This window comes from Collinsella aerofaciens (genome assembly GCF_025289055.1).
Classification (GTDB): Bacteria; Actinomycetota; Coriobacteriia; order Coriobacteriales; family Coriobacteriaceae; genus Collinsella.
On the sequence record NZ_JAESIQ010000028.1, the window covers coordinates 22,181 to 30,665 of the forward strand.

6 protein-coding genes and 1 tRNA gene are annotated in these 8,485 nt (G+C 61.2%); 6 read left to right on the forward strand and 1 reads right to left on the reverse strand.

Going from position 1 to position 8,485, the window contains the following annotated elements; genetic code table 11:
• Nucleotides 1-6 precede the first annotated feature (6 nt).
• From JMJ97_RS08560 to JMJ97_RS08580, 5 genes are all read left to right on the forward strand, one after another.
• A complete protein-coding gene (locus JMJ97_RS08560; RefSeq protein ID WP_217108097.1) occupies nucleotides 7-1,185 on the forward strand; it encodes a cysteine desulfurase family protein in 1,179 nt (392 codons plus the stop codon).
• A complete protein-coding gene (locus JMJ97_RS08565; protein WP_260699925.1) occupies nucleotides 1,182-1,991 on the forward strand; it encodes a Nif3-like dinuclear metal center hexameric protein in 810 nt (269 codons plus the stop codon). The genes JMJ97_RS08560 and JMJ97_RS08565 overlap by 4 nt, the downstream gene beginning before the upstream one ends.
• Nucleotides 1,988-2,707, forward strand: a complete 720-nt coding sequence (locus JMJ97_RS08570) for a zinc ribbon domain-containing protein (protein ID WP_006236021.1) — start codon at nucleotides 1,988-1,990, stop codon at nucleotides 2,705-2,707. Before JMJ97_RS08565 ends, JMJ97_RS08570 begins: the two co-directional genes overlap by 4 nt.
• Nucleotides 2,708-2,710: 3 nt before the next feature.
• Nucleotides 2,711-3,922 carry a bifunctional phosphopantothenoylcysteine decarboxylase/phosphopantothenate--cysteine ligase CoaBC gene (coaBC, locus tag JMJ97_RS08575; RefSeq protein ID WP_226790602.1) on the forward strand — a complete coding sequence of 404 codons (1,212 nt, stop codon included), beginning with the start codon at nucleotides 2,711-2,713 and terminating at the stop codon, nucleotides 3,920-3,922.
• Between the two features lie 80 nt (nucleotides 3,923-4,002).
• A tRNA-Pro gene (locus JMJ97_RS08580) sits at nucleotides 4,003-4,079 on the forward strand.
• A gap of 528 nt (nucleotides 4,080-4,607) precedes the next feature.
• Here JMJ97_RS08580 and JMJ97_RS08585 read toward each other — a convergent pair.
• Complete coding sequence (locus tag JMJ97_RS08585; RefSeq protein ID WP_260699926.1) at nucleotides 4,608-5,483, reverse strand: DUF6273 domain-containing protein; 876 nt, start codon at nucleotides 5,481-5,483, stop codon at nucleotides 4,608-4,610.
• Nucleotides 5,484-5,967: 484 nt separating this feature from the next.
• Between JMJ97_RS08585 and JMJ97_RS08590 the strand changes: the two genes are divergently transcribed.
• Entirely contained in the window at nucleotides 5,968-8,124 is a 2,157-nt protein-coding gene (locus JMJ97_RS08590; RefSeq protein ID WP_260699927.1) for a hypothetical protein, read from the forward strand.
• Nucleotides 8,125-8,485: the final 361 nt, after the last annotated feature.

The window sequence follows — 8,485 nt, forward strand, 5'->3', positions numbered from 1 at the left end:
ACCCTTATGACCGCAGGTCAAAACCGCATACCCGTGAATCTTGACTACGCCGCCTCGACGCCCATGCGCGCCGAGGCGCTCCTTGCGCAGCGCGAATATGACGACAGCGAGCTTGCCGGCGTCAACCCCAACTCGCTGCACTCGCTCGGCCGCAAGGCCGCCGCGCGCCTGGAGGTTGCCCGTCGCGAGATCGCCCATAGCTTTGGCGCACGCGTCCGCCCGTCCGAGATTGTTCTGACCAACGGCGGCACCGAAGCCAACCAGCTGGCGCTGCTCGGTCTTGCCGAGGGCGCTCGTCAGCGCGATCGCAAGCGCGATCGTGTAATCGTTTCGGCCATCGAGCACGATTCGATTCTGGACAACCTGCCGCTGCTGCGTGCCGCCGGCTTTACCGTCGACCTGGTGCAGCCCTGCCGCGCGGGCTACATTGAGCCTGCCACGCTGAGCGACTTGCTGAGCGACGACGTGTCGCTCGTGAGCATTATGGTCGCCAACAACGAGACCGGCGTGGTGCAGCCCATCCGCGAGCTTGCCTCGGCCGCTCATACCGTGGGCGCAGTGTTCCACACCGATGCTATCCAGGGCTATCTGCACATTCCACTCGATGTCACCGAGCTGGGCGTCGATGCTATGTCCGTCGCGGCCCACAAAATTGGCGGTCCTGTGGCATCCGGCGCGCTCTACGTTAAGACCCGCACGCCACTGCGCCCCCGCATCTTTGGCGGCGGACAGGAAGCCGGACGTCGCGCCGGCACACAGGACCTGCGCACGCAGCTAGCCTTTGCCGCTGCTGCCCGCACGCTGGTGCCCCAAGTGGCTCAGGAGCGCGAAAAGCTGCAAGCCCTTTCCGACAAACTCTACGCCACGCTTACGGCCCATCCACGCATTCATGCCACCATGGGCGACTACGAGCAGGTCGACCGTCTGCCGGGTATGGTTTCGATCTACGTCGACGGCATGGACTCCGAGGAGCTCATCGTCAAGCTCGACGCCGCCGGCTTTGAGGTTTCGGCCGGCTCTGCCTGCTCGAGCGGCAGCATGGACCCGAGCCACGTTTTGAGCGCGATGGGCATCGGTCGCGAGCAGGCATTGGGAGCACTGCGCATTTCCTTTGATGACCGCGTGAATCCGAGCGATCTGGACGAGTTCGCCCGGACGCTGCTCTCGATCGTGGGTGCCGCATGATCGTCGCTGAGCTTGAACGTGCGCTGCTGGCGCGCTACCCCAAGGCGGACGCCGAGGGCTGGGATCATGTAGGGCTCTCCGTGGGCGACCCTGCCGCCGAGATTGCTGGCGTGGCCTGCGCACTCGATGCGACCGAAGCTAATGTTCGCCGCGCACAAGATGCCGGTGCCAACGTGCTGCTGACGCATCACCCCGTCTATATCAAGGCGCCCGAGGCGTTTTGTCCGGCGGATGCGTCACGCCCCCAGTGCAGCGCTGCGCTGTACGAGGCGGCTCGTTGCGGCGTGAGCATTATTTCGCTCCACACCAATCTGGACCGCTCGCACGAGGCGCGTGCCTGCCTAAGTGAGCTGCTGGACGCCGTGCCCGTGAGCTCGCTGGAGCACGTAGACGACCCCGAGTCGACCGGCCTTGGCGCGCTTGCGACGCTCAACGACCCGTGCACGCTGCGCGATCTTGCCGCCCGTGCTGCCACGGCCTTCGGAAGCGACCCGCGTGTATGGGGCGATGCCGAGCGCTCGTGCCGCACCGTCGCCATTCTGGGCGGCTCCCTCGGTGACTTTGGCGAACTTGCCATCGCCGCCGGTGCGGATGTTGTCGTGACGGGCGAGGCAGGCTATCACGTGGCGCAGGACCTTGCCTTGCGTGGGCTACCGGTGATCTTGCTCGGCCACGACCGCTCCGAGGAGCCGTTCGTTGATATATTGATGAACTCTGCAGTTGACGCCGGGGTCGACCCCCGTCATGCGATTAAAATACTGAACCCTTGCCAATGGTGGACTGTGACAAAAGGAGAGAACTTATGAGCGCCGGCGCTACGCTACTCAAGCTGCAACAGATCGATTTGGAGCTCGCCCGCAACAAGAGTGAACTTGCCAATATGCCGGAGCTCAAGGAGCTCGCTTCCAAGCGCAAGACCTATGTGAAGCTCAAGTCCGAGATGACCAAGCTCTACGCCCAGCGCAAGGATCTGGACATTGAGCTCGACGATCTCAATACCACCGAGATTCAGACCAACAACGCCATCGAGGCTGCCAAGAAGCGCCACGTCGACGGCTCCGACTACCGCGAGGTTCAGGACCTGGAAAACGAGCTCGCCACCCTGGCCAAGCGTCTGGACAAGATTGAACACACCCGCAAGGACGTCGTTGTCGCCCATAAGGAGGCGCTCGACCGCGAGGCCCGCGCGCAGGCAATCATCGCCAAGTTCGAGGAGGGCGTGAAGGCCGATACCAAGGCCGCCCGCGCCAAGGCTGCCGACCTGCAGGCTCAGATTGACGCCGCCGCTAAGGAGCGCACCGCGCTTGCTGCCACGCTGCCGGCCGACGTTCTCACCGACTACGAGCGTCTGCTCAAGCAGTTCCGTGGCCTGGCCGTCGAGACCATCCAGGGCAACATCCCCACGGTCTGCCACACCGCGCTGCAGGCATCGTCCATGAGCGACCTCAACCACGACGGTAGGTCAATTACGCACTGCCCGTACTGCCACCGCCTCCTGGTGCTCCCGAGCAAGGAAGCTTAAACGATGGCGGCACCCAACAATTCAATGCAACTTGAGGGAAATACGATCCTGCTGGGCATTACCGGCGGGATCGCCGCCTATAAGTCGTGCAATATCGTGCGCCTGCTGCAAAAGCGCGGCGCGCGCGTCAAGGTCGTTATGAGCGAGCATGCCACCGAGTTTGTGGGGCCGCTTACCTTCCGCGCACTCACCAATGAGCCGGTCGCGGTGGGCCTATTCGACGATCCCTCCGACCCCATCCACCACATTTCGCTGGCGCAGGAGCCCGATCTGGTGGTCGTGGCGCCCGCGACGGCCAATATCATCGCCAAGATGGCCAACGGCGTCGCCGATGACCTCATCTCCACCACGCTGCTTGCGACGCCGCGACCCATCGTGATCGCACCCGCTATGAACAACGGCATGTGGAAGGCGCCGGCGACGCAGGCCAACATGGCCACGCTGCGCGAGCGCGGTGTCCATGTGGTGGGTCCGGGCAGCGGCTACCTTGCCTGCGGCGACGTGGACACGGGACGCATGAGCGAGCCCGAGGACATCGTAGAGGCTGTCTGTGAGGTGCTCAACCCCGCGCCACAGGACCTGGCGGGTAAGCGCATCGTAATTACCGCCGGTCCCACGCACGAGCCGATCGACCCCGTGCGATTCATTGGCAACCGCTCTTCGGGCAAGATGGGCATCGCCCTGGCGGGGGAGGCCGCACGCCGCGGCGCTGCGGTCACGCTCGTGTTGGGACCGACATCACTCGATGTGCCCTGCGGCGTGGAGTGCGTGCGCGTGCAGACCGCCGCAGAGATGCTCCAGGCGGCCCTGAGCGCCTTCCAGACGGCCGATGCGGCAATTTGTGCGGCCGCCGTCGCCGACTACACCCCCGCGGCCCCTGCGGACCATAAGCTCAAAAAGGCCAACGAGCGCCTGGATCGCATCGAACTGGTCGAGACGGTCGATATTTTGGCCGAGCTCTCGCGCCAGAAGGGCGAGCGATGCGTGATCGGATTTGCGGCCGAGACCGATAACGTTGTCGAGTACGCAGAGCGCAAATTGGCCCGCAAGGGGTGCGATGTAATAATCGCCAACGATGTCTCACGCACCGATTCGGGCTTTGGGACCGACACCAACAAGGCCTGGATTGTGAGCACAACGGGTACGCAAGAACTTCCCGTACTAACAAAACCCCAGCTCGCAGATACAATTTTGGACTTGCTTCAAAAATTGTAAAAAAGTTCTTGCACAAGTCTAAAGTTTCGGGTTAATATACTCCCTGTTGCGAGCGAGAGCAGAGCAACAAACAAAAGCTTCGGGACGTGGCGCAGCTTGGTAGCGCACTTGACTGGGGGTCAAGGGGTCGCTGGTTCGAATCCAGTCGTCCCGACCAGAAGTTTCGCAGGTCAGGCACCTAGTGCCTGACCTTTTTTGTTTTAAGCAATTGCTTAATTTTGATTAAGCAACAGGGTGCCAAAAATCTACCTGCGCGATAATTGCCTTTTGCGGCTACTTGCGCGTTTTGCACGCGCTTGGGCCGATTTATTAAAGCGGTAAGAATCTACATACGCGTAGCTGGTATACAGCCGAGTACAGTCTGTATTTATCGGGGCGATTTATACAGATATAGCAACTATAACGAACAAGCGTGTCGCTGTATTTATTCCAGTAGTTCACTTGATCGGTGGACAAGTGAATGGTTGCAATGAAACGCAAGGCAGGATGAACTCTTTACGAGGGCGCCGCAGTAGTAATGGTGGGGGAGTGCGGCAGGCGTCTGAGAGCCGCTGTATGACCCCATTTCTCTTCAACCCGATTACCTGTGCCATGAACCCCAAATTGTTCGTATGCTTGCCAAAAGAAAGGCCCGCGCGGGGTTGCACAGGCCTATATCCATATGTCGGCTTATAGGACAAAATGTCTAGAAGCACCAAGCCGGGCAGACGAAACTCGAACCCGCCGCAAAGTTGCTATCCCCGGGAAAGCCGTCGTTTCCGACGCTTCCGAAGAACACAGAATACTGCGGATGCAGCGAACGCTCCCACCACTCGCCGCGCGCCGGCAACGTCAGGCAATCGTTGTCCCCATTGTTATTGATATCCTTATCCCTGAAAGCCTCGTACTGGGTGCCCTCTTTGCCAATCCAAGGATACTCAGACCAGCCGAAGCTGATTTGGGGGGTCTCGACGATCTCGGAGTAGCTGAGCAGGAACAGTTTGTCGGTTGTTGCTGTGATGGCGGCATTCTTGTCGGCTCCGTCGACGTTATTCGTCAGCTTCCTGACCGGTTTCACCTTGGACTGGAAGTCTGAGGGCATCAGGTTCCAGATCTCGCCGGAGTTCATCTTCGCGCGGAGCTCGCACTTCTCCCATCCGCCGACGGCGGTATTATCGGCATTCATGAGATATTTGCCAATTGCTTCGTTCTTGGTCAAGAACGTAAGACCAGCCTTGCCCGAGCCGTCGGCCAAATCATCATGGTTGATGCCGATAATCTTATACTCGAGCGTCTTGCCGTCGGTGAGCTTCATCGTGAACTTGGTGCCGGCATCCATGGCGGCCTTCGCCTTGGCGTACGCCGGCGATGCCTCGCCCTTGGCGGCGATATCCTCGGCGACCGCCTTCTGCTCATCAAGCGTCCAGTCCTTCGCGTCCTTGGCCACAGCCGCCTGAACGGTCGCGGAATCGGCCCCGGCGGAGCCTCCGCCGAATGCGCCGCCGCCCTCCATGCCTCCATTAGTCCCGCTATTGAGTGTGTTGCCGACCAGGTTGAACTGGTTTCGGATGGCTCCGGCCACGCCGGGCCCCGCGAACACGATCACCAATCCGATGACCGCGATAATCAGGACGTACTCGATGATTGACTGTCCTCGGAGGCGGGTACTCCTAGGAGATACCCCCCCCCCGAAGGTTCCGTGCCGCTGCATACATATGCGACACTCCCTTCGTATGGGGATTGATATTGCAAGCAGGAGCGTACGATGGAGCGAACCGGTCAATCCGCAACGTGCCGCAGCGGCAACGATGACGGTAGGGGAGAAAACCGAGTGTCTTGAATGCAGTCAATTGCCCTCTCGAAGCCCCCACACGGCTGCACCTTGTCGATATGGAGGCGATTGTGGGTGCCCCCCTGTACCGCCCAATGTTTGACAATCTTGCTCGAGTTTCCTTCGCCGGGTTTGGCAGCTGAACCAAAGGCATAAAAACGCAAAGCTATAATAGCGCTCGTATGAGAAACAACGCGATTCGGACTGTCTATCCGCCCACGAGAAAGAATCGTCCATGAGCATATTCGACAAAGGCTTCGACCCGCTGCAGGAGATTCAGAGGGCCACTAAGACTGCCGGCGAGGCGGCGACCATGATTGCCGAGGGGGCATCTGGTGTGGCGGTAGCGGCAGGCGCTACGATCGTGGACGCGGCGACAACGGCTGGCGCGGCGGTCGCAGGGGCGGCGGGCGGCGCGAAGGCCGCCCTCGACGAAATAGAGGCCGAAAGACTTGATGCGGGGAAGGCGGTGTACGCGCCCAAGGTAGAGGAAGCCCTGAGGGCGATTGAGGGCACCCGCGCACAGGAGCTACTCGGCTCGTTCCAGGAGTCTCCGCTCCCGTTGACGGAAGCCAATGCCGCCAAGGTGAAGTCAACCTTCCCGATACCGAGGGAACAGACCGACGTCTGGGCCGACGCCGAGTTCGACCTCAGGCCCAGCGGCATCGCCATGACCGAAAAGGGCGTCTACATCAAGGCGGACGCCGACGCGTTCGCCGTCCCGGGGAAGGAACAGAGGCAGTCCCGCCTTTTCTACTTCGAGTGGGCGTATTTCGAGCCCGGCTCCTTCGCCTCCGACGGTGAAGGCAACCTTGCGCTCACCGTCGACGAAGCGTGCCGGGGCCAGTTCGTATCTCGCTGCCAGGCGCTCCGCGGCCTCGAGGATGACCGCGCCGCCGGCATCGACAGCGGGTTTGCCACGGTGGGCGATGCGGCGGTCAAAGCCGCGACAGTCGCGGCGGCGGCGACCATCAACAGCAACGGGGAGGTCTTCGTCGAGCAACGTGCGGCGGTCAACAACCCTGCGGGCCACGGAGAACTTGCCGAGGAGGCGAACAGCATCATCGACAGGCTCCAGGGACACCAGGCCGAGATTCTGGGGAGGGACAACGCGAAGAACGGCCCCGACCGAAGTGTCGACGGAGTTCTGATCCAGACCAAGTACTACAAGACGGCACGCGGCTCCCTCGAGGCATGCTTCGATTCGAGCAGCCATCAGTATCGATACCTCACAGAAGACCGCACGCCGATGCAGCTCGAAGTCCCGAAAGACCAGTACCAGCAGGTGCTCCGCGGTTTTGAGAAGAAGATTAGCCAAGGCAAGGTCCCCGGCGTCAGCGACCCCAAGGACGCCAAGAAGATCGTCCGCAAGGGCAAGCTCACATACGACCAGGCGGTGAACCTCGCCAAGCCGGGAACGGCGGAATCGTTGAAGTATGATGCTGCGACCGGCGCGGTCACATGCTCCTGCGCATTCGGCCTGTCGTTTCTGGCGACGACGTTCATGGCATACAGGGAGACCAGGGACATCACCGGCGCCGTCCAGGCGGGCATCGCTGCCGGCGTCCAGGTGTTCGGCCTGTCCTTTGCCCAGCATATGGTCGTCTCGCAGCTCTCCAGAACGGGGCTTTCCAACGCTTTGATGGCGCCCAGCCAGGCGGTGGTCGGCAAGCTCGGATTCAAGGCGTCCGCCACAATCGTCAACGGCCTGCGCGCCCTTACGGGCAAGACCGCCATCAGCGGGGCGGCCGCCTCCAAGCAGCTTGCGAAGATGCTAAGGGGCAATGCCGTCTCGGCAGCGGTGACTCTCGCCGTGTTCTCGGTCCCCGAGACCTACAAGCTCTTCCAGGGCAAGGCAAGTGGCGCCCAGTACGCCCAGAACATGGCATGCCTAGCCACCTCGGTCGCCGGGGGAATCGCCGGCGCCACCGCGGCAGGAATCGCGGCGGCTAAGGTCGGTGCCGTGGCCGGCACGGCGGTGTCGCCCGGCGTGGGGACCATCGTCGGCCTCGCGGGCGGCATGGTCGGCGGAACGGTCGGCACAGTGGCCGCGGGCGTAGTCGGCGGGATACTGTTCGAGGGCGACAGCGCGTCTTTTGGGCGGTACTTCAACGCCACGGTGTCGTGCATGGCGGTCGAGTACCTGCTCGACGGACGCGAGATGGACGAGCTGCTTGCCGTCCTAGACGGCGTAAAGCCGGAAGAGTTCAAGGCGCTGATGGAGGAAACGCTCCCATCGCAGTTCCAAGAGGCGAAGGTCCGGGCGTTCCTTGTCCCGATGTTCGATGAGATCGTGTCGCGCAGAGAGCGCTTCGCGCTTCCCACCAGCAGACAGATATCCGAAGCCCTTGTCGAGTTCGAGCAGGATGCCGAGGAGAAACCGACGGTTTAGCACATTGCGCTCGACGGAATCGAAGAGGTTGGCATTCCTTGTATTCTTCCAGTCCATCGAATCGCTTTCCGGGGAGTCGGACTTGACTGTGATTTCGCACATCGCCATGGTCGCTACCGTCAACTCCGCCATCGAAGTGAATCCATTATCCACCCGTTGGAAATGCCCCCAGCTTTATAAATCAAGAAGGGGAAAACAAGGAAATCCCCGAGAGCCTTCTTCACACTCCATGCGCTCTTGATTGGATCAGATGTACTATTGAGGTCGAATCGTACCAGAAGCTACCAGAAGAAAAGCCCCTGCAGAATGAACTGCACCCCAAAACTTGGACGGCTTAAATAAGAACTACGCCGCAAGGGAC